Consider the following 20,666-nt stretch of genomic DNA (forward strand, 5'->3'; position numbering starts at 1 on the left):
TTAGGCTTTGGAGCGACTAGCCTCGCTTTGGGTGAAGCAGCGCGATGGCAGGAGCAAGAGTCGGCCGGGGGTCGATGAGCAGCGGAGACTGATTCTCGAAGGGGCGGCTGAGTTGTTTGCGGTGAGCGGCTCGCGCGGGGTGAGCATCGCGCAGATCTGTGAACACGTTGAGGTGTCGCGGCCGACCTTCTACCGGTGTTTTGCCGATAAGGAGGCACTAGTAGAGCAGCTCTACCAGCAGGCTGTGCGTGGGCCGGTGGAGCTCAATATGCTGTCGTTGCTGCGCCGGGGTCAGATGGGTGGCACTCGCGAGGGGCTTGAGAAGCTCGCGGACGAAATTTTTGCGAATGCGAAGCTCGCGCAGTTGGTGTTCGTGGAGTCGGCGGATCCCAGTTCGCCCGCCTACGCCATCGTTCAGCGTTCGTTCGATGACGCGGCGAAAGAGGTGGAAGCCTGGTATTGCGAGCGCGGGCTTACGGCGCCTTCTCGGACTCTGCTCAAGGCAACCATGGTGGCGGCGCAGTGGATTGTGCACGACGCGATCACGCGTGGCCTCTCCCCCAAAAATAAGCGGGATGCCAAGGCCGCGCTGTGGGAGCTCACTTCACGCGTCTTTCGCGACTAGCTTTGCCTCGCGGATACGGTTTGCGATCGCTAGCTCGGTGCCTACGTACATCGCGCAGAAGGCGGCGAAGCCTCCGTAGAATACGTATGGGGTCTGGGTGAGCAGGAACTTCACCCAGAAGTCATAGGGACGAGGGCTGATGTGAGGCCAGCCGAGGTGCCAGTCGGAGATAACGTAAACGATGGTGACGTAGCAGACGCCGGCCATGCCGAAGGCGCCGAGCCAGTAGGCCCAGACTTTGTTCTTCTGCATGGCGAAGTAGGTGGGGATGAGCAGCAGCCCGGTGTGGATTGAACAGAACTCGATGGAGAGCACCGTTTCGTTTCCGTTTAGGAAACGATTGTCGGCGATGCCGTAGCCCCAGAAGATCCAGAGGTACTCGAGTCCCTCGTGAAACTGATCCATCGCGATGCCACGGCGGAGGATGTCGTCTTCGAGGTAGTACCAGGGCAGCTCCCAGAAGAGCACCGCGGTGATCGCGGTCAGTAGCCACCAGTTGATGAAGGTGCGGCACTTCTCGACCTTGCTGCGGCGTTCTCCGGACGCGTCCCAGAAAGCGAAGAAGGGGCCGTGATAGGCCAGAGCGACGCACAGGAAGGCGATGTCGTCCGTGGGTTGCTGAGGGAGCCAGTGGAGCAGCACGCCCACGTAGCCGACCAGGCCTTGGAAGACGAACAGCACGTTCGCCAGGGCGAAGCCGACGTGGCGCGGCTTGAGGCGTCGCTGGGCCGCTTGGACTGGCTGGGTGAGTGGCTCTGCAGTCGAGATCATGAGGCGCTCCTGGCCGCGCCAGCTTTGGCGCCGCGCCTCAATCTTACAGGTGTGTAATATTAAAACAACCGCTGGGAGGTGGTCTCAGTCACACATGAAGCAGCCAGAAAGCCACTTGCCTCGGTCACACGTCTGCTGACCGAAGGTGCCGTCACCGCACGGACAGGCGCGGGTCTGACCGTCGCGACAAGCGGCTGCCGCGACCTTTTTCGGTGCAGGCTTCGCGGGTTTTGCTGGGGTGCAGTCACAGGCACCCCAGTTGCCGTTGTCGTCACAGGCGTGGATCCCCTCGCTGCCGTCGGGGCAGTCGCAAGGAGAGAACATCCCAGCGCTGCACTTCCAACCTTCGGAGTCATCGGTTGCGGCAGCCTGAGGCGCCTGCGCGGCGCCTTGGGGCTGCTCCGCCGCCGCCGTAGAGCCGTTCTGGCTGTCGCTTTGCTTACAGGCGAGCAGCGCGACTCCCAGCAGGGCGATGAGAGGGGCGATCCGTGACCAACGAATTCTGGGGGAGCTGAGCATCCCCTGAGTCTACGGCCGCTTCTGGCAGAACCTGATATCAGAGGGTGAAAGCGCCAGCTGATTGAAGCTCTGATGGGTCAGACGACGGAGGCTCAGCCTCCCAAGTTGACCCTCCCGGGTTTGCACACGGGTCGAGCGTCATACCTTCGCGAAGGCGGTCAACGATAGCGTATTTCCGTCGGGATCTTCGAACCAGGCGATCTCGCTGCCGTCGGGTGTCGTCCATACATCGAACGCGTCCTGCTCGAAGAAGTCGTAGCGCTTGAACTTCACGCCCTTGGCGCGCAGCTGGTCGATTACCGGGCGGATTTCATCCACCCTCCAACCCAGCGCGGTGAACGGCTGAGGCTTGAAGTCTTGCGCCTTCTGGATCCGCAACATGGTGTCGCCCGCCTGGAACACCACCGCGAACGCTTCGTCGGCGATTAACTCGAGCCCCAGGACGTCGCGATAGAACGCCTTGCTGCGCTCAGGGTCCGTGGTGGCAACGAACGCGATGAGCTGGGTACTTTTGAGCATGCGGTCTCAGTAGCCTGGGCGAAGCAACGCGTAAACCGCCGGTGAGAATGGGCGGTGCCCCCGTGCCTCCTGGCTGGGACTCACCGACGGCGTTTGCGGCTCGCCGGCTTCCACGCGCGAGCCGGACGAGGCTGTTCGAGCGTGGCGCGCATCAGCGCCAACCGCTCATCTTGGGCGAGCACCGCGTCCACCACGTCGAAGGCCTCCTGCGCAAGTGGTGTGCCGAGCACCTCCTCACGCTTGAGCGGCGTACCCAGACCCGGTGCGCTTCCCCACGGTGTTGTCGCTGCGTCGACCAGCATGAAGGCGATGTTGCCATCCGGTGCCCGACAGTCCAGACCGACGCACTCTCGATGACCGTGCTCCGCGTCCACCCAGTCACCGATGCTAAGCATCCAGATCGCACCATGCTTCGACTGGTTGAGCGTCCAACGCACGTAGTAGACGGCGCGCGGCTCGTCGTCGCGAAAGACGTGCCCCCATACGGAGCGCGTGAGATCGCCGCAACACGGACAGGGACCCGAATCTTTGTGATTCGTCGTTTCGACTCGCAACATCGCTTCGCGGGAGCTTACCTCTCGGAGGCTAGGAGTCGAAGCCCGCGTTGGCCCGGGCTCTAGCGCGAGCGCTGAGGACGCCGACTCCCAGCACCTCGCGCCCCGGTGCGTCCCTTGCGCACCGGACCCGAGCTCCCCCGACGATGGATCGACAGTGACCCCTTGCCGTGCTTCGGCGGGACCAAGCAGTCCGGCCCGGAGCCGATGAGATCCGCACGCTTGGCCTCCGCGAGCGCTTCGCGAGCCAGGTCGTGCTGCGTGGGATCCCAGTACTGGAGCAGCGCCTTTTGCTTGCGCTTATCCCGCAGGTGCTTGGCGGTGTAGACGGGCTCCTGACTCACGGGGTCGAGTCCAGTGAAGTACATGCTGGTCGCCATCGACATCGGAGTCGGGATGAAGTCCTGCACCTGTCGCGGGCGCAGGCCCTTCCGCTTCAGGTACACCGCCAGGTCGATCATGCTCTTCAGCGTCGAGCCGGGGTGCCCGGAAATGTAGTACGGAATCAAGTGCTGCTCCTTGCCGCTCTTCTCGCTGGCACAGTGAAACAGCGACTCGAAGCGCTCATAGCTCTCCGCACCGGGCTTCTTCATCTTGTCCAGCACCGCGTCGTCGACGTGTTCAGGCGCGACGCTGAGCTGACCCCCCGTGTGGTGACGCGCCAGCTGCTCCACGAACTCCGGGCTCCGCTCAGCGAGATCGTAGCGCACGCCGGAGGCGATGAAGACTTTCCTCACCCCCTTCTCCTCGCGCACTTTGCCCAAGAGATCGATCAACGGTGCGTGATCCGTCACCAGGTTCTCACACACACCGGGATGGACGCAGCTCAAGCGCCGACAGGCCTTCTCGATTTTTTCCTCCCGGCAACGCATCTGGTACATATTGGCGGTCGGGCCGCCCACGTCGCTGATCACCCCACGGAAGTCGCCCATGCGCCGCAGCTGGCGCACCTCTCTGAGCACACTCTCCGCCGAGCGGCTCTGAATCACGCGGCCTTCGTGCTCGGTGATGGAGCAAAACGAGCAACCGCCGAAGCAGCCGCGCATGGTCACGATGGAGTGCTTCACCGTCTCGAAGGCGGGGATCGGCTCGCTGTAGCCAGGGTGAGCGGAGCGCTGAAACGGCAGATCGTAGAGCTCGTCCATCAACGACTCTGACAGCGGCTCCGCCGGCGGGTTGAAGTACACCGCCTCCATACCGTGACGCTGAATCAGCGGCCGAGCGTTGCCAGGGTTGGTCTCCCGCTGGAACGCGCCGCTCATGCGGCTGAAGAGCTTCAGGTCGTCCTTCACCTTGTCGTAGCTCGGCAGCAGCACCGGACGCCGATCACTGACGTAGCGGCTCGCCTCCACCTGCTCCCACGGTACGTTCGACCAATCTTGCCCCGAGGAAATGATTTCGCCCTTGCCCAGGCGAAAGGCAGTGCCTCGAATGTCGCGAATACTCCCGAACGCCTCGCCCTTGCGCATGCGCTCAGCGAGCTCCCACACCGGGCGTTCGCCCATGCCAAAGATCAGCATATCCGCCTTGGCATCGAGCAACACGGAGCGACGCACGCCATCGGACCAGTAGTCGTAGTGTGCGATACGCCGGAGCGAAGCCTCGATGCCGCCGATCACGATCGGCAGCTTGCCGAACGCCTGACGGGCAAGGTTCGCATAGACGATGGTCGCGCGGTTTGGGCGCAGGCCAACGCGGCCGCCCGGCGAGTACTGATCCTCCGAGCGCACCTTCTTCTGCGCCGTGAGCTTGTTGAGCATCGAATCCAGATTCCCCGCGGTAATACCGACGAAGAGCCTTGGCGCGCCCATCTGGACCAGGTCCTCAGGCGTGTCCCAGCGCGGCTGGCTGATGATGCCAACGCGAAAACCTCGCGCCTCGAGGAAGCGCCCGATCAGCGCAGCGCCGAACGCGGGGTGATCGACGTAGGCGTCGCCGTTGATCAGCAAGATGTCCAATGCGTCCCAGCCCCGCGCCTCGAGCTCGTCACGCGTGGTCGGCAAAAAGGCGCCCACGGGCGCTTGACCCTTGCGACGCAGCTGTAACGGGGCGGACATGTTCTGCTCGCATATAGCAGAGGGGGCGCTCGCGGCAGCTAATCTCAGCCAAACATGGCGCATCTCCACACCACGCAGGCGCCGTGGACGCTCCACAGAATTGCTATCAGACATGGTGCTTCTCGGCCGCCCACGTCGGGTTTGGGGGTGAGGTCCAACGCCGGCCTACGTAGCCCGCCTACACACCGCGCAAAGCTAGGTCAAAGCGGCGGTCGAACCTTTTCAGCGCCCGCGCTGCGTGTGACAAACATCGAGTGAGCAGCCTGGATATCCGCCCCGAAGATCAACCACTGTACGCCGACATCCGCTGGTTGGCGGGCCTGCTGGGGCGCGTCGTACAGCGTCTCGAAGGTGACGAATGTTTCCGCACGGTTGAAACATTGCGCGTGCTGAGCCGGGACCGCCGGCGAGAGGCGAGCGATGGCGGCTTCGAGAAGCTCATGGCCGAGGTGGAGGCCATCCCTCTAGAGCGCATCGGCAAGGTAGCCCGCGCTTTCAGCCTGCTGTTCTTGTTGATCAACACCGCGGAGCAAGTCCACCGCGTGCGACGACGAGCAGCGTACTGGGAGCGCAGCGACAAGAAGCCTCAGCCGGCGTCCCCGCGCTGGGCCTTCGGTCAGCTGAAAGCACGCGGAAAGAGTCCAAGCGAGGTGCGCGAGCTGGTCGAGCGGATGGAAGTACGACCAGTGTTGACTGCGCACCCCACGGAAGCCACACGACGCACCATCCTGCAGCTCCAGGCGAGAGTCGCGCGAGCGCTGCGCAAGCGAGACACGGGAACTGAGAGCCAGCGCACGCGGGTAGAACAAGCCATCGAAGGCGAGATCGAGTTGCTCTGGCTCACCGATGAGGTGCGGCGTGATCGCCCGAGTGTGTTCGACGAGGTGAGCAACGTGATCTGGTACCTCGAAGATCAGCTCTACGAGAGTTGCGAATGGCTCGACTACGCGGTGAAGAACGCCTTCAACCAAGTCTTTGGTGAGCCCCTTGGGGTCTCGGTGAAGGTGCCGATCGGCAGCTGGGTAGGCGGAGACCGGGATGGCAACCCCTTCGTCACTCCAGAGGTCACCGAGTTCGCGGTACGCCGCAGCACCCGGGCGTTGATCAGTCACTACTACGACAAGGTGCAAGAGCTGATCGAGCGCCTGAGCATCTCGGATAGCTTGGTTTCAGTGAGCGCTGAGCTCGAGGAGTCGCTAGCTAGCGACCGCGAGTCCATGCCCGAGATCTGGCAACAGAACGCTCGGAGGGATGCCTCTGAGTCGTTGCGATTGAAGCTGAGCTTCATCGCCGAGCGCCTGGATGCCACGCGAGACGTCATTGCCGCACGGGAACGCGGCGAGCAGCTGACCAAGCCACACGCCTATTCACGCAACCAGGAGCTACTGACGGATCTGGAGCTGATACGCGACGCCGTGGTGCGGTCGGGCGCCGACTACGCGGGTCAGAGCCTGGTGGAGCCCTTGGTCGCTCAGGTCCGCTTTCTAGGTTTCGCGGGTCACCGACTGGACGTGCGGGAAGACGCCGAGGCACACACCCGGGCACTCGCCGGTATTACGCGTGCCATCGGGATCCCCGAGCTGGACGCGTCGGGGCTCCGTCGGGAACTCGCCGGGCGGCGCCCGCTACTCTCGCCTCACATCACGCTGGACGAGCAGACCAAGAAGACCGTCGATGTCTTCCGTGCCATGCAGCGCGCACAACGCGAGCTCGGTGAGCGAGTGGCCAAGACGTACATCATCTCGATGACGAAGAGCGCCGCCGACCTGTTACGTGTGTTGGTGCTCGGTCGGGAAGCTGGGCTCGTGGATCTAGGCCCGGGTGACCCGCAGTCACAGCTCGACGTGGTGCCCTTGTTCGAGACTCGAGACGACCTGCTGGCCGGCCCGGATATCCTCGCGGAATTATTTGCCGACGAGGCCTATGCTCGACAGCTACGCGCCCGGGGTATGCGCCAGGAGGTCATGCTCGGCTACAGCGACTCAGCGAAGGACGTAGGTCTGCTGAGCGCAAGTTGGGAGCTGTATCGCGCGCAAGAGCGCCTAGTGGAGGTTGCGACGCGCTTTGGAGTCAGCCTCACCCTCTTCCACGGCCGCGGCGGCAGCGTGGGTCGTGGCGGCGGCTCACCAGTGTTCCGTGCTCTGATGGCGCTCCCACCTGGAACCGTCGGGCCGCGCATCAAGGTCACCGAACAAGGGGAAATCATCAGCCAGAAGTTCGGCATTCGCACGATCGCAGAGCGCAGCCTGGAGGTCCTCTTCAGCGGGACCTTGATGGCAATGGAAACGGACTGGCGCGACGGAGTGCCTGACGAGCAGATCCAGCTGTTCCGCGAAACCATGGAGCGTTTGAGCCAGACGGCCCTGCCCATCTACCGCCGCCTGGTGCACGAAGAGCGCGGCGTATTCGAGATGTTCCTCGCGGCAACACCGGTGAAGGAACTCGCGCATGTCCACTTCGGTTCGAGGCCAGTCTACCGTCAGCGAGGAGCGGGCTCGATGCAAGGCATCCGTGCCATCCCCTGGACCTTCGGCTGGACGCAAAACCGCATGATGCTCCCGGTGTGGCTGGGCGTCGGCACCGCGCTCGAGAGTTGCTTGGCGGAGCCGGGAGGTCTCGCGCTGCTGCAAGACATGGCTCAACGCTGGCCGCTCTTCGACGACCTGCTCAGCAAGATCGAGATGGTGTGTGCGAAAGCTGACCTGGGCGTTGCCAGGCTATACGTTGAGCAGCTCGGGGCGGACCGTGCACTCTTCACGCGCCTGGAGCAGGAGTACCGAACAACGGTGCAAGCGTTGCTAGCGATTCGCGAGCAGTCGGCGCTGCTTCAGCGATCCCCAGTCCTGCGGGCGGCGATACAACTTCGGAATCCGTACGTCGACCCGCTGAGTCTGATCCAGGTATGCCTACTGCGACGTCAAGGAAACGCCGACGACGGTCAACGTGAACTCATCGAGTCCGCACTGGGGATCACCGTAAATGGCATTGCGCAGGGCATGCGCAACACCGGCTAAGAACAACCGCGTTTCCGCGCCACTTGGTAACAAAATGCAAGACGCTCACCCCTAGGGGTGAGCGTCAGCGGAAAGCCCTTAGAACGTGGCTGAAACGCCTACTTCTTTTTACCGCGCTTGGCGGCTTTCTTACCCGAGCTAAGCGCCTTTTCGACTTGCTCGAGTTGAGCTCGAACCGTGGCGGCTAGCTTGAGCATCTGTGCGCGCTTTGCATCGTCGAGCTCATCCGCGCGGTTCAGGTCACCACCCAAATGGTAGCGACCATCGACAAACGCCTCTAAACGGCCCATTGCGCGGGCGAAGCGCAGCATCGGCTGGCGACCAGGCTTGGGTGGCTCCTGCTGGCGCAGCGCGGAAATTTCGAACTCGAGCTGGCTCGTTGAAAGCTTCTCGCTGACGACACGCTTTGCGAGTGCCTTCTGCTGCTCTGGCTTTACTAAGTCGAGGCGCACTGCGATCGCAAAGGAGAAGGGACAATCCCCGGGAGTGTGGCCGAGGTTCAACAACACTCGGTACGCGGCGAGGCAACGATGTAGGGTGAGCTTCGAGATGGAGAGTTTCTCCTCCTCGATGATCGCTCGCAAAGGATGCTCTTCGAAGTGGTTGTAGACGATGCGCCCAATTTCGTAGGCATCTGCCAGGTTCATGGGCGGAGGCGGCGACTTCTTCGCGGAAGCCGGCCACTTGAAGTTAGCTTTGGCCATCGCGCTGGATACTAGGTCTATTTTTTCCCATGGGCACCCGTTTTCCGCGAACCAAGTCATTTTATCTGCCCAATTTTCTCTGAGGCAAAGTCACGCGTTTCCTGGTGCGAATGCTTTTCACCCGGAGTGAGAAACCGGTTCCGTGAAGCGACGCACTCGTCGGGACTGCCCCGCGATAGTAACGAGAGTTTCGCTACCGTGGGGAATGTGAAGCAGGTTCGAAGTTTGAACCCAGACGCGACAGGGGACTGCCGAGGGCCGCCCCGCGGAAGCAGAAAACCCATCGGCAGTCACCCCTTGGGGTTGTACCTCTGAGGCGCGATTCACATACCGCGGCGTAGCCGATTCCACGCGGTCAGGACCGACTCGTACGGAAGCGCGTTCCCGAGCGCAAGCTCACGACTCCCTCGAGGGTTGTGGCTCCGACCGAGCTTTGAGTGACCACGCGCAGCCTAACGCCTGCGTCCGAACCTCGGAAAACTGCGCCAAAAGTGTGGCGTTTTGCCTTTCGGGTGCGCCGGCCCTAGACCCCGTGCATGAGCACCGACGCACCGGCCAACCGCCTCATCCACGAGACGAGCCCCTACCTGCTCCAGCACGCCCACAACCCGGTGGACTGGTTCCCGTGGGGCGCCGAGGCCCTCGCGAAGAGCAAGCGAGAGGACAAGCCCATCCTGCTGTCCATTGGCTACGCAGCTTGCCACTGGTGCCACGTGATGGAACGCGAGAGCTTCGAGAACGAACGCACCGCGCGCTTGATGAACCAGCACTTCGTCTGCATCAAGGTGGATCGCGAGGAACGGCCGGATCTCGACGACATCTACATGGCCGCAACCGTCGCGATGAGTGGTGGCGGCGGTTGGCCGATGACGGTCTTCCTCACCCCCAACCAGGAACCATTCTTCGCCGGAACTTATTTCCCCCCGGAAGACAAGTATGGCCGACCTGGTTTCCCAAGCCTGCTGAAGCGAGTGGCCGAGGCATGGGAAAGCGAACGCGAGTCGCTGTTCGAGCAGGCGCGAGAACTGACCGAACACATCCGCGAGCAGTCCAGCACCGGCCGGCCGATGCCCATCAACCTCGACTGGACGAAGCAAGCCGTGGCTCAGCTATCCCAGAGTTTCGATCCGCGGCACGGCGGATTTGGCAGCGCACCCAAGTTCCCCCCTTCACCCGCCCTGCGGCTGATGACACTTTTCCACGCACAAACAGCGGACGAACGCTCGCTGGAGATGCTGCGCGGCACCCTGGACGGCATGCGGCGGGGCGGGATGTACGACCACATCGTCGGCGGCTTCTGTCGCTACTCCACCGACGAACGCTGGCTCGTGCCTCATTTCGAGAAGATGCTGTACGACAACGCACAGCTCTCCCGAGTGTACCTGGAGGCATATCAGCTCACTGGCGACGTAGACTACGCACGGGTCGCCCGCGAGACCCTCGACTACATTGTGCGCGACATGCAGGACGCGGAGGGCGGCTACTACAGCGCGACCGACGCCGACAGCGAGGGCGAGGAAGGTAAGTTCTTCGTTTGGACGCCGCAGGAAGTGCGCTCCGCTTGCCAGTCGCTGCAGCTCCCGCAAGGCGCACTCGAAGCTTTCTGTGCGCACTACGACATCAGCGACGACGGGAACTGGGAGGGCCATAGCATCCCCCACACGCCCCGCCCCTTCTCTGCAGTCGCGAAAGACTGCTCGGTTGGGGGAGAGGAGCTACTCCAAGCCTTCGAGCGGATCCGCAAGGCAATGCACCAGGCACGCACCGCCCGCCCCCAGCCATTGCTCGACGACAAGATCCTCGTGAGCTGGAACGGCCTGATGCTGGGGAGCATGGCCGAAGGGTATCGAGTACTCGGTGACCGTAGGTACCTGGAGAGCGCCGAGCGCGCAGCGGCCTTCTTGCTGGCGCACCTACGTCGACCCGATGGCGGGCTGTTCCGCACCGCGCGCAGAGCCGATGGCAAGCTCAAGGCGCACCTCGACGCGTACCTGGAAGACTACGCTTTCCTCGCGGACGGCCTGATCGATTTGGTCGAGGCGGGGGGCTCCACCCACTTGCTCGACGCCGCGCGACAGCTCACTACACGCATGCTCCAGGACTTCGCGGAGGAAGAGGGCGCGCTTTTTAATACCGCACGGCAACACGAGGCGCTACTGGTGCGCTCGCGTGAAGGACACGATGGAGCCATTCCGAACGCCAATGCAGTAGCGGCGCGGGTGCTGGCGCGCCTCGGCAAACACCTGGGTGATAACGCCATGGAGGAGCGTGCGGTCAGCGCCCTCTCCGCCTACGCCGGACTCATGCAGCGTCAGCCGCGGAGCTTCGCCACGAGCCTGCACGCCGCGAGCTTCCTCGCTGCGGCTCCCCTCGAGCTGTGCTTTTCTGGAAGCCTCGAAGCCAGCGAGGCGCTCAGGCAACAAGTGGCGAAGCTCTACCTGCCGGCGCGAGTCATCGCCCACGCGCGCCCTGAAGAGCCGCCAACCCCGCTCACCGAAGGCAAGCAGAGCGCGCGACCCGCGCTGTTCATCTGCCGAAATTTCGCCTGCCAAGCTCCCGTCACCAACCCAGACCAGGTCGCAGCCGCGCTCAGCGCCGCGCTCCAGGAGTCGGCAACGCAGGGACAGTCGCGCGTCGCCGGCAAACGATTACCTGGGCAGGCAGACACCGTAGGCACCCGCGCTTACGCGAAGTCGCACGCCTCCGGTAGCTTTTCCCCCTGGCAACTCAAGTCCGGAAGCGAGCTGCAAGTCAGCCGTGTTGGATTCGGAGGCTACCGCATCGATCAAGGCCACCCCGCCCACCGTGTGGCGCTGCTCCACGCGCTGAGCGCGGGCGTAAACCTGATCGATACCTCCACCAACTACACCAGCGGAAACAGCGAAGAGCTGATCGGGTCGGTGCTCAGCGAGCTGCACGCCCAGGGCAACGTAGAGCGCGACGCGGTCGTTGTCGTGAGCAAGGTGGGCTACGTCCAAGGTCCCAACCTGGAGAAGGCGAGAGCGCGCGTCGCACAGGGCAAGCCGTACGCCGAGATGGTCGAGTACAGCGACGATTGTTGGCATTGCCTGCACCCGGAGTGGATCGAGGATCAGCTCACGGAGAGCCTCGCGCGCCTTGGGCTCGAGACCCTCGACGTGTACTTGCTGCACAACCCGGAGTACTTCCTTAGCCACGCCGCTGAAGCGGGCCGCTCCCAAACCGAGCAGCAGCTCGAGGCTAATCGTGAAGCCTTCTATGAGCGCGTGTCGCGCGCCTTTGAACAGCTCGAGCGTGAGGTACGAAGGGGCCGCATCCAGGCCTACGGTGTCTCGAGCAACACCTTGATCCAGGCAGCAGAGCAACCCGAAGCGACCAACTTGAGTCGCTTCCTGGAGTGCGCCGAAGCGGCCGCGAAGCAGGTGCTCAAACGAACTGAACATCATTTCCGTGTGGTTCAGCTACCTTTCAATCTGCTGGAGGCAGGCGCCGCGCTCACGCTGAACCATCAGGGCCCGAGCGGACCGGAGAGCGTGCTGTCTGCGGCCCAGCGGGCCGGGCTCCTGGTGTTGGCGAACAGGCCTTTGAACGCCATCACCGAGCACGGCTTGTTGCGCCTCGCGGCACCCTCCGATCAAATCCTCAAGGAAACAACTGAGCCGCTGCAGGCCGCCCAGAGCCGCGTGGCTGGGCTAGAGCAAGAGTACCGCCGCAACTTCGCTCCAGACTTGCGGGCTCCCCAAGGTAGCCCCCTCAAGCCGGAGAGCTTCTTCAATTGGGCAGAGCGCCTCGGGGCGCTCCACCGAGAAAAGCTCGACGAATCCAGGATTTCGAGCTTGCTACAGTGGCACGACCTCGAGCAGCGAGTGATCGCCCGGGAGACGGGCCGCTACTTGTCGGCGTTGGACAACGCGTTTTCGGGACCTCGGGGGGAAGCCTGGCGGGAGTGGCGCGGGCGCTACATCCGTGCGCTGGACGAGTACATCTCCGCGCTGCGGCAGCAGGCGGCCCAAGCCAGCGCGAAGTCCCTCGCGCCGGTCGCTCAGGCGCTGGCAGACAGCGGCGCGCTAGGAGACAGCGGCGCGTTAAGAGACAGCGGAGCTCCGGAGCGGCCGGTGTCCCAGCTGGCCGTCGCGGCGCTCTTGGCGACTCCGGGCGTTAGCTCCGTGCTCGTCGGGATGCGTCAGGAGGAGTACGTGGACGATGCCCTGGAAAGCGCGCGAAGCCCGCTGACTTTCGACACGCAAAGCCTGCTGAAACTGACGAGCAGCGTGCGATAGTCAGCGCGGCATGCGCGACCCCCAGAGCAGCAAGCGCTGGATCCCTCAGTTCGTTTGGGGCGCGCTCCTAGCACTCGTGGCTTGGCAGCTAGCAGGGGTGCTCAGCGCCGTCTGGCGCCGTCTGCAGTTTCCTTACGATCTTCTGTACTGGCCTGACGACTACTACCTCACGACGCTGCTGCGTATCGACCTCGGGAAGCATCCGTACGGAAACCCTAGCGAGGCGGACTCCTGGATCTACACCCCAGGCGCGCCGTATCTCGGCTGGCTCTTGCTGAAGCCGCTCGGGCTGGTGCGCTCGTTCTTCGCCCACAAGTTGCTCTCACAGCTGTGGCTCGGTGCAGCCGTCTACTTGGCCGCGCGGCTAGGTCTCTCGGTGATGCGCGCGGAGCAAGCGGGCGCGGGGCTCAGAGGTGACAGGCGTACCTTGCGCTGGTCAAGCGCTGGCCTCGCCATGTTGCTGGCCCTCGCGGCGTACATGAACCCGATCGCGGATTCGTTGCACCCAACGAACCTGGAGCTCGCGGTGCTCGCGGGCGCGAGCTGGGCATGCTTCTGCGCTCCCAGCATGAGCCGCAAGCGACGCCTGGCGCTGTGGCTACTGCTGCCTGCGTTGGCGCTCTGTTTCAAGCAGACGGGCGCGGTCGCGGTGACGGGAGCGCTGATGTTGGTCGCGCTGCTCTCGCCTGGCATCGAGCGACGAGAGCGGGCGCTCTTGTGCTTGGGTGCCGCGGCGTCGTCTGCGCTGGCGTTCGCGCTGATGTGGGTCGCGTGGGGAGCTGACTTCGTGGCTTGGGTGTGGGTCATTCCCTCATCGGCGGGGTTCAAGCTCTTCAAGCTGAAGGACTTTACAAGCGGCATCGGGATCGCGCTCTACCCGATGTTCGCGCTCGTTGCTTTCCGGCTAGTGGTTGCCCTGCGGCAACGCGCTAGTGCAGCAAACCAAGCCTATCTTCGCGCCTGCTTGCCGACGCTGCTTTATACGCCTCTCGCACTCGTCGCGTTGTTCAAGGCCCTCGGGGGACCGAACAACTTGATGGTGCTGCTCTTCCTCTACAGCATGCTCGGCGCGCCGCTCTTGGTGTGGCGCGCCAACGTTGGCAAGCCGAGCGTGCGGATCGCACACAGTGTGGTGCTTGCGTTGCTTTGCCTGACCATCTGGCGACCGACGAAGCGTCTGCCCGTGGAGGCTGATTACAGCTACGGGCAAGCGCTCTGCGCTTACGTCCAAGCTCGACAGCGCTGCGGGGAACGTGTGTACCTGGGTCGCGGAGCGGCGTGCTACCTGCAGGGCTCCGAGGTGCCGCGGGATCGGGTGATGTCGGCGGAAGACGTGTCTCTATCGTCGTATCCGCTCGGATACGCAGAGCGGCTACGTAGCGGCGAGTACGACGTGGTGATCGCCACTCAGCGGGACCTGTTCAGTCCCTGGCTGAAGCAAGCGCAGTGGCCGGCGCTGCTCCAAGAGTACAGCATCTTCGGCCGCTTGGACGCTGGTCCTCATGGCGAGGTTTGGAGCGAGGGGCTCGGCGACCTGATGGGGCCAACCGGCTTCTACGAACGCAAGCGAGAGCGCGGGAAGCACTCCCTCGCCGAACCCGAGCGCTGTGAGTTCGTGGGCGCCCCGGTGTTCGTACCGCGACCGCTGCCGACCCATTAGAGCTGCGGCAAGCGGTGCTCCTCTCCCCCCCAAAAAAGCAAACGCAGGCTGACTTCAGGGCGCGGCAACGCGCTGATCCTCCAGGCGACTGGTTGGCCACGAAATAAATCGACGCACGCGGAGTAACCCCAGCAGTTGGCGCGAGTAGTACGGCGCCGGAGCCTGATGGTTTGAGTGGAGTGACGGAACGAGGCGCCTCGCGGGCGTCGCTCGCCGAGCTGACTGACTGCACGCGCAGTGAGGAGCAGCTGATGGCGGCCTACGTCGCCGGCGATCGGGCGGCGTTAGATGAGCTATTCCAGCGCCTTGCTCCTGTGCTGCTCAGGGTGTTGGCTCGCCAGCTGCCGAATCGGGAGGAAGCCAACGATTTGGTGCAGCAGACGTTTCTTCAGCTGCATCGGAGTCGCAACGATTTCCGTGAAGGCGCGCGGCTGCGTCCGTGGCTGTTCACGATCGCGATCAACCTGAAGCGGGAGCACTTCCGACGGCTGAAGCGCCGCCCCGAGGCGCCGTTGGACCTCGACGGGCGCAGTGATCCGACCAGCGTGCAGGGCGACCACCAGCGCGCGGACGCGCAACACACGCTGGTCTGGGCGCTGCAGCGCATTCCCGCGGATCAGGCCGAAGTCATCACCCTGCACTGGTTCGAGGGGATCCCATTCCCCGAGGTGGCGGAGGTCGTGGGTGCCAGTCTGTCCGCCGTGAAGGTACGCGCCCACCGCGGCTATCAGGCGCTTCGCGCGTTGCTCGATGAGCCGATTGCTCAGGACTAGCGCGACTTTTTCGCATTCACCCCACTGAGCGCCGTAACCGAGCGGTCGGCCCACCATAAGCTCCGAAGTTCTCCCATGACTCAGCCCTCCCAAAGCCCCCACACCTGCTCTGAGCTGCGCGAAGCGCTGCTGTCAGGCGACGAGCCCGACTGGGCGCGGGTGCACCTCGAGAGCTGCGCGGGATGCAGGGAGCTGTGGGACCCGCCCTTACGCGACGCGCTCACGCAGGCGGCCTCCCAGGCGACTCCAGAGCCCGATCTGCGCGCGCTCCACAGCGCGCTGGATGCAGAGCTCGCGAGTGAACAACGGGGCCTCAAGCGCCTGAAGAGCCTGAGCACGCCGGCACGAGTGGCGCTGGCGCTCGGAGTGGTAGGCGCGTTGGTCGCCCTGAACTTCCGCAAGCCGCGACCCGATCTTCACTCCCTGCACTTACTCGAGTTTTCGGGCCCGCTCGTGGTCGCCCTGCTCCTGGTTTTCTTGGGGGTGAGGGGCACGCTGCGAGGCGCTCATCTCAAACAGAAGAGCAGCGCCAGCACGAGCGCCTTGCTGGCACTCTCCGCCGGGCTGCCCTTCGTCTACTTCATCTCGCAGAGTTTCCTTGGAGAAATTCCATTCGTCGAGTCAGCGCCCGGCTTTGGTCGCCGCGCCCTGAGCTGCTTCTTGTTCGGAGTCGGCTCTAGCCTACCCCTCGGCCTGATGCTGGTGTTGCTCGATCGCAACAAGCTCGCGCCGCCTGCCTTGGTGCTGCACGCCGGTGCGGCTGGCGGGCTGAGCGGAGTGCTCGCTTTGCACATCCACTGTCCCTTGCAGAATCCGGCACATTTGCTCCTCGGTCACTTCAGCGCCCTGCTTTTCGCGCTCATGGGCTGGATGGCGCTGCGCGGAAGAATCCGAGCCTGAAGCCCGCGCGGTCTCAGGCGCGACCGACTTCGCGCTAGCGGCTTCCCAAGGCTCGGTGTGCATGCCATCGTGCGAGCGATGGGTGGATACCTCGAGGCGTACCTCGACGGCTTGCCGCATGCTGAGCGCTCATATCCCGACTGCTGCATCAAGGGCAGCTTGGTCGCTATCTCCCTGCGGACACGGCGCCTGCCAGAGCAAGTTGAGGTACCGAGCTACATTCGCGTCTTCGAGCGCGAGCGCTGGACCAGCAACGAGTGGGTGCCCATCGTGCGCGTCAATGCATGGGTCGCCGCGCTCCTCGATCACGACTTCCGCGGAAACGAGAATGCGTACCTGGCGTGGAACTACGAGCTGAACCGCGAGTTCGCCGCCACGCCAATGTACAAGCTTTTCTACAAGCTCGCGCCGCCGCACATTCTCGTACGCACGCTGACCCTCGCCTTCTCCCAATACTTCCGGGGCATCGTGCTGAACGCCACCATCTCCCAGGGCCAAGCCGAGCTAGAGGTGACGCAACCGCCCAACCTCTACCCCGAGCTGATGCAGCGCGGCTTCGCCGAGGCTTTCCGTGCGGCACTCGACGCAGCAGGCGCACGCCAGGCAACGGCAGAGCTCACGCGCCGCGACGAGCGCTCCCACCAGGTGCACTGCAGCTGGCGCTAGCCAGTTGCTGCCTGTGGCTAGTGCTGCCGGCGTCGACGGGCGACCAGCGCGAGCGCGCCGAGGGCGCCAAGCCACGCAATGCTGTGCGAATCGCCCTCCGGGCGTCCCAGGCCACACACACAGCGTGCGGTGTTGGTTGTGCTCGCTGGGCGGCTTCCGCTAGCGCCTGTGCCTGCAGTCCCGCCCACCGCGGGGCTGCCAGCGCTTCCGCCAAAAGCACCCCCGCTGCCGCCGAAGCCGGTGGTCCCTCCGCTCCCGCCTTCGCCAGGCCCATGGCACTGGCCGCCGCTGCAGCTCTGACCAGGCGGGCAGCTCACGCCCATGCAGGCGTCGACGCAGCTCCCTTGGTCGCAGCGTGTGCCCGCGGCGCACGCCGGGTCGCAAGATGGATCCAGACAAGCGCCGGTGTCTCCGTCGCACCGCAAAGGCAACTCACAACTGATACCGCCGCACTGGTTGCAACCATCGAAGCACTGTCCCCGACGACACTGCTGGCCCACGCCGCAGCTGACCTGATCGCAGAGGTCGACACAGCGGTCGGCGATGCAGTCTTGGCCCGATGGGCAAGCGACGCCGGCACACGACGCGCGGCACTCGCCCTGGCTACACACCTCACCTTGCTGGCAGTCCTTATCTACACAGCCAGCATCCACACATAGGCCGCTGCTCTTCTCACACTCTTTTCCGGTCCCGCACGGAAACTCACCGCTGCTGCAGCTTGGAGAGCACTTCCCATACTGACAGACCTCGTTTGGTGGACAACTGGCGTTGTCGTCCACCTCCCCATTACAGTCATCGTCGATGCCGTTGCATTGCTCTCCCTGAGGGTCGAACAAGGCGTCGCAGCTGAGATCGGCGCCATGACAGCGGGTGATACCCTGAGAGCAGGCGCCCTCTCCGTTGGCGCTGCACGGCAGCCCACCACCTGAGCACTGGATGCCGCTGACGCCCGCTACGAAATCGGTGAAGTCATTATTGCTACCGCCGTAGATGTCTTCCCAGGCGAAGTAGAACTTGCTCGGCCAGAGCTGGCTCTGCAGGACAATCAGGTGGATGAGCGAACTACTGCCCTGAAAATCAGGGTTGTACTGGCGCTCCGAAAAGAACACCTGACCGTTGCCCTGCATGGCGCGGCCGACCGTTGCACAACAGTCTCCAGCTTGGCAGCTGCCCTGAGCGCTGGTGCTCTCAGGCGTGACGAGAAAGAAGCCAATCTCGCCACCGGCGTAGGCGGGCTCCGAGGAGAGATCGAGCACGACGTCATCCCCCGGCGTCGTGCTGCAGTCGAGCATCGGGTGCAAGTCCGCAAACTCCGGCTTCTGGCCGGTGACGTTGTACCAACCGAAGGCGTCCCGGAAGAGAGCGGTTCCGCGCGAAAGCAACGTGAACGTCAGAGGACAATCTGGGCGAAACGTCTGGGGCTCGGTGGACGCCTCCGCAGCGGGATCGAGTCCGCTCAAGTTGGACGGGACACACGTGTTGTCGTTGAACGAGTGATACAGCGTCGTCTCACAAGTGCCGTGCTTGCCGTCGCTACAGCTCGAGGCGTCAGGGCAAGGGTCCCCGATGTTGCATACGTTTGGCTCCTCGCACACGCACGCGAGGACCGCCGCTAGCCCCGTAGGCCGTCCGGAGTCACAGCCCATTGGGCTGGGGATCGGAGCCCCGCCTGGCTGGGTCAGCGCCAGCGCGCCGTTGCTCGTCGCCAGCGCGCCACACGCCGTCGCAGCGCCAACGACCGCTCGCGCAGCGCGCGGCAACCCAGCGTTTATTACCCCACGGCAAAGCTTCTCGATTGCTCTCCTGGTGCGCATATCAATCCTCCCCGCTTCGCTCTCAGACCCGTCATCCGGACGCACCAGAAGCGTAACTCAAAATTGAGTTACCTGAAACATTGCGGAAATTGGCGCTCCTTCGCGTCTGCCAGCCACGAGAAATTGGCTCTCCGGCAGCTGGAGGGGAATTCGTCTCGCCTGGCTAACTCTTATGAGCCAACACCAGCAGGTGCTCTCGCCGGGGCTTTCCCTGAAACGCCGCGCGAGCGCTTGGCAGGAACAGCGGGCGCGCCTGAGAGGCCACTGCAATCAGCTCGAGCCCGGCGCGCGGCGATAGATCCTTGAGCGCGCGGTCGGCGAGCCATGCGCGCCCACCAAGCACCGTATCCGCGATCACCAAGATGATGTGTCCCTTGGGGGCAAGGGCGCGCTTCATCGCTTTCAGGCAGGGCAGGAGCTCCTTGTCCCAGCGCCCCGCTGCGCGAGCGAAGTCCTGCCCCGCGAGCCGGCGCTGCGCTCCAATTTCCGAGCGGGAAAATCCTTCCACGTCAAGGCCGAGCCAGCGCATGCGTGTCTCGTGATGCTTCACGTAGTCGTACACGCCAGGGTACGGCGGAGAGGTGAGCACCAAGTTCACGGAACTCGGCTTGACGTAGTCGAGCGCTCTCGCGTCGCACACCTCGAGGTGCGCTCGAGGTGCCTGTTTGGGCAATAGCGCTTCGAAGTCAGCCAGTCGCCGCTCGAGCTCCTCAGCCTTCGCCACGAAGCTGCGGATCGTGAACCCAGACGCGAGGCGCCGCTGCATCGTCTGTTTCCGCGTATCTCCAGGGCTGCGGCTGACCTTGGTCAAAAGCGACGTCAAGACCAACATCAAGGCCTGTCGCTCTGGGGAGCGAGGCAACTTCTCGATGCTCGATTTCAGGCCGTCCAGCTCGAGCAACACGTGGACGTCGAACAACTCCCGATCGACCTGACCATAGCGCTTCGTCGGTCCCGCCTTCGCCTCCCTGCGTTCATCCGCCTGTTCGGCCACCTGCGCGGCAAGCATCCCGAGCCCGGGCAATTTCCCTGCGGTTTTTAGCTTTGCCAGTTCGATCGCGAAGGGGTTCGCATCGGAGCCCCCCATCGAGCGACCGGCAAGCCGGCACTCGACGGCTACGGTGCCACTACCGCAGAACGGATCGAGCACTCGCCCTTTGGGCGCCGTCAGCCGCCGCACGAGCTCGCGCGCGGTCACCGGGTGGAGACGCGCGGGATAACTGTGAAAGCCGTGCACATGGGCACGCACCACGCTCTCATCGGAACTCACCTGGAGCGCGGCCTGCAACGCGGGGCCGAGCGCTTCTGCGCCCCATAGCTCGACCTCACCACCCACGTGGCTCAGCGGTCGGCGCTCTAGCGGAGGGGGAGCGACTTGCTTCGCCAGCTCTTCAAGGACCTCTTCGTCGATTCCCGCAAAGCCGCCCTTGCCGCGGGAACGACGCGGCTTGCCGGAGGGAGCCGGTGGTCGGTGCGGCCGACCATCCGCTGACTTTTTGTTGCGGGGCTTCGCGTCGCGTGCGGCGCCAGCGCGTTTGCCCGGTTTCGCGCGGTTGCCTGGCTTCGCAGCGCGCTTGCCGGGCTTGGCATCGGACTGGCCGGGCTTGGCGTCGGACTGGCCGGGCTTCGCAGCGCGCGGAGCCGACTTGCCGGCTTGCTCGGACTTGCGCGCGGGTTTCGCACGCTTCCGCTCGGATTTGGCGTCGGACTGGTTACCGGGAGCTGCCGTCGGGGCCTGCGCCTTGCGGCCGCCCCACGTTCCCGAGGTCTTCGATCTCACTCGCGCCTTGGGGCGCCCCGCATCCTGCGACACCGGCAGCTAGTAGCACGA

General features: G+C 64.1%; 15 protein-coding genes. 7 read left to right on the forward strand and 8 right to left on the reverse strand.

Annotation, left to right across the window (positions count from 1 at the left end; all coding sequences use genetic code 11):
- The first annotated feature begins 31 nt into the window (after positions 1-31).
- On the forward strand, positions 32-625 hold the full coding sequence (locus H6718_06885) for a TetR/AcrR family transcriptional regulator (protein ID MCB9585104.1): 594 nt from the start codon (positions 32-34) through the stop codon (positions 623-625).
- Here the strand turns inward: H6718_06885 and H6718_06890 are convergent.
- The 5 genes from H6718_06890 to H6718_06910 form a co-directional block, all read right to left on the reverse strand.
- Positions 605-1,396, reverse strand: coding sequence for a hypothetical protein (locus tag H6718_06890; protein MCB9585105.1), 792 nt, complete (start codon positions 1,394-1,396; stop codon positions 605-607). The genes H6718_06885 and H6718_06890 overlap by 21 nt on opposite strands.
- An 84-nt stretch (positions 1,397-1,480) precedes the next feature.
- On the reverse strand, positions 1,481-1,915 hold the full coding sequence (locus tag H6718_06895; GenBank protein ID MCB9585106.1) for a hypothetical protein: 435 nt from the start codon (positions 1,913-1,915) through the stop codon (positions 1,481-1,483).
- 138 nt (positions 1,916-2,053) lie between these two features.
- Positions 2,054-2,434, reverse strand: coding sequence for a VOC family protein (locus tag H6718_06900; protein MCB9585107.1), 381 nt, complete (start codon positions 2,432-2,434; stop codon positions 2,054-2,056).
- An 80-nt stretch (positions 2,435-2,514) separates the two neighbouring features.
- Positions 2,515-2,991 (reverse strand): hypothetical protein, encoded by a 477-nt coding sequence (locus H6718_06905; GenBank protein MCB9585108.1) that lies wholly within the window; start codon positions 2,989-2,991, stop codon positions 2,515-2,517.
- A gap of 59 nt (positions 2,992-3,050) precedes the next feature.
- Entirely contained in the window at positions 3,051-5,045 is a 1,995-nt protein-coding gene (locus H6718_06910; protein ID MCB9585109.1) for a YgiQ family radical SAM protein, read from the reverse strand.
- A gap of 254 nt (positions 5,046-5,299) precedes the next feature.
- On the opposite strand from H6718_06910, the gene ppc reads away from it, so the two are divergent.
- Positions 5,300-8,059, forward strand: coding sequence for a phosphoenolpyruvate carboxylase (gene ppc, locus H6718_06915; GenBank protein ID MCB9585110.1), 2,760 nt, complete (start codon positions 5,300-5,302; stop codon positions 8,057-8,059).
- Positions 8,060-8,157: 98 nt separating this feature from the next.
- Here the strand turns inward: ppc and H6718_06920 are convergent, their stop codons facing one another.
- On the reverse strand, positions 8,158-8,763 hold the full coding sequence (locus tag H6718_06920) for a hypothetical protein (GenBank protein MCB9585111.1): 606 nt from the start codon (positions 8,761-8,763) through the stop codon (positions 8,158-8,160).
- 536 nt (positions 8,764-9,299) lie between these two features.
- Here H6718_06920 and H6718_06925 point away from each other — a divergent pair.
- The 5 genes from H6718_06925 to H6718_06945 all read left to right on the forward strand — a co-directional run bounded on the left by H6718_06925 (position 9,300) and on the right by H6718_06945 (position 17,021).
- Entirely contained in the window at positions 9,300-13,022 is a 3,723-nt protein-coding gene (locus H6718_06925) for a DUF255 domain-containing protein (protein ID MCB9585112.1), read from the forward strand.
- 10 nt (positions 13,023-13,032) lie between these two features.
- Positions 13,033-14,682 (forward strand): hypothetical protein, encoded by a 1,650-nt coding sequence (locus H6718_06930; protein MCB9585113.1) that lies wholly within the window; start codon positions 13,033-13,035, stop codon positions 14,680-14,682.
- Between the two features lie 179 nt (positions 14,683-14,861).
- Positions 14,862-15,455, forward strand: a complete 594-nt coding sequence (locus H6718_06935) for an RNA polymerase sigma factor (protein ID MCB9585114.1) — start codon at positions 14,862-14,864, stop codon at positions 15,453-15,455.
- 75 nt (positions 15,456-15,530) lie between these two features.
- Positions 15,531-16,355, forward strand: a complete 825-nt coding sequence (locus H6718_06940) for a DUF1109 family protein (protein MCB9585115.1) — start codon at positions 15,531-15,533, stop codon at positions 16,353-16,355.
- Between the two features lie 57 nt (positions 16,356-16,412).
- Entirely contained in the window at positions 16,413-17,021 is a 609-nt protein-coding gene (locus H6718_06945; GenBank protein ID MCB9585116.1) for a hypothetical protein, read from the forward strand.
- Between the two features lie 17 nt (positions 17,022-17,038).
- On the opposite strand, the gene H6718_06950 is transcribed toward H6718_06945, so the two are convergent.
- Entirely contained in the window at positions 17,039-18,835 is a 1,797-nt protein-coding gene (locus H6718_06950; protein ID MCB9585117.1) for a DUF4114 domain-containing protein, read from the reverse strand.
- Positions 18,836-18,998: 163 nt separating this feature from the next.
- Entirely contained in the window at positions 18,999-20,648 is a 1,650-nt protein-coding gene (locus tag H6718_06955; protein ID MCB9585118.1) for a hypothetical protein, read from the reverse strand.
- Positions 20,649-20,666 lie beyond the last annotated feature (18 nt).

This window comes from Polyangiaceae bacterium, from assembly GCA_020633205.1.
In the GTDB taxonomy this organism is placed as follows: Bacteria; Myxococcota_A; Polyangia; order Polyangiales; family Polyangiaceae; genus JAHBVY01.